Source organism: Synechococcus sp. R8-2 (genome assembly GCF_047461715.1).
Lineage (GTDB): Bacteria > Cyanobacteriota > Cyanobacteriia > Thermostichales > Thermostichaceae > Thermostichus.
In genome coordinates, this window is the sequence record NZ_JANSHQ010000513.1 from 1 (window position 1) to 1,116 (window position 1,116).

The 1,116-nt window shown below is 61.1% G+C and carries 2 protein-coding genes; both read left to right on the forward strand.

Annotation, left to right across the window (positions count from 1 at the left end):
* Positions 1 to 153 precede the first annotated feature (153 nt).
* Positions 154 to 393 carry a preprotein translocase subunit SecG gene (secG, locus tag NW819_RS11710; protein WP_011433676.1) on the forward strand — a complete coding sequence of 80 codons (240 nt, stop codon included), beginning with the start codon at positions 154 to 156 and terminating at the stop codon, positions 391 to 393.
* A gap of 12 nt (positions 394 to 405) precedes the next feature.
* Positions 406 to 1,059: a YqiA/YcfP family alpha/beta fold hydrolase gene (locus tag NW819_RS11715; protein WP_414343667.1), complete on the forward strand. Its 654-nt coding sequence runs from the start codon at positions 406 to 408 to the stop codon at positions 1,057 to 1,059.
* Positions 1,060 to 1,116 lie beyond the last annotated feature (57 nt).

Consider the following 1,116-nt stretch of genomic DNA (forward strand, 5'->3'; position numbering starts at 1 on the left):
CAGGACGAGCGCCGGGAGGATGCCACAGAAGATGGGTGGGTCTGCACCTGCCAACTTGATTCTGAAATGGGAGCGATGCCGAGACAGGGTGCGCTAAGATGCGGTTCCAAGCGATAATGGCCTTAGCAACTTGCCCTACAGGGATCCGCTGCGATGGAAGCGTTTTTCGAGTTTCTCTGGTCGGCTTCGGCCATCTTGCTGGTGATCTTGGTGCTGCTGCACAGCCCTAAGGGGGATGGGTTGGCGGGCATTGGCGGGCAGGCCCAGCTGTTCTCCAGCTCCAAGAGTGCTGAGCAAAACCTCAACCGCATCACCTGGACGGTAGCGACCCTTTTCCTCTCCATCAGCGTGGTGTTGGGGGCGGGCTGGCTCTCGGCAGCCACAGGGCCATAGGGATCCCTTTCCGTGTTGGCGATTTACCTGCATGGATTCGGCTCTGGGCCGCAGTCGGCCAAGGCAACTTTCTTTCGGCAGCGGCTGCAGCAGGTGGGGATCCCTGTTCAGGTGCCTGATCTGAACCAGGACAATTTTGCCCAGCTCACCTTGACCCGCCAGATCCAGCAGGTTTCCAGCCAGCTTGCCGAGATGAACTACCCGCCTGTCACTCTCATCGGCTCTAGCTTGGGGGGCCTGGTGGCTGCTTGGGTTGCCGAACGACAACCCTGTGTGCAGCGCTTGGTGCTCTTGGCGCCGGCTTTTGGCTTTTTAGGCCATTGGCTGCCGCGGCTGGGGGCAGAGGCGGTGGAGACTTGGCAGCGAACCGGACAACTCATGGTGTTTCACTACGGAGAAGGCCGCCCTCTCCCTTTGGAGTACGGCTTTGTCGCCGATGCCCAGCGCTACCCGGATGGGGGGTTACGACGGCCTGTGCCCACCCTAATTGTGCACGGGATCCAAGACGACACCATCCCCATTCAAGCCAGTCGAGACTATGTGGCCCGTCGCCCCTGGGCCCAACTGGTGGCGGTGGAGAGTGACCACGCCCTGACGGATGTGTTGGATCCCATTTGGCAGATCACCAGCCGCTTCTGCGGGTGGGGGATGGAGACGGGGCAGTAGGGTTGTTAAGGGGATCCCTGTCCCGTGCTTGCCCATTCGCGAAAGCGTCGCGTAGCG

Excerpts from the sequence above, each read along its gene's own strand:
- secG (WP_011433676.1), top strand. The coding sequence starts at position 154 with ATGGAAGCGTTTTTCGAGTTTCTCTGGTCGGCTTCGGCCATCTTGCTG.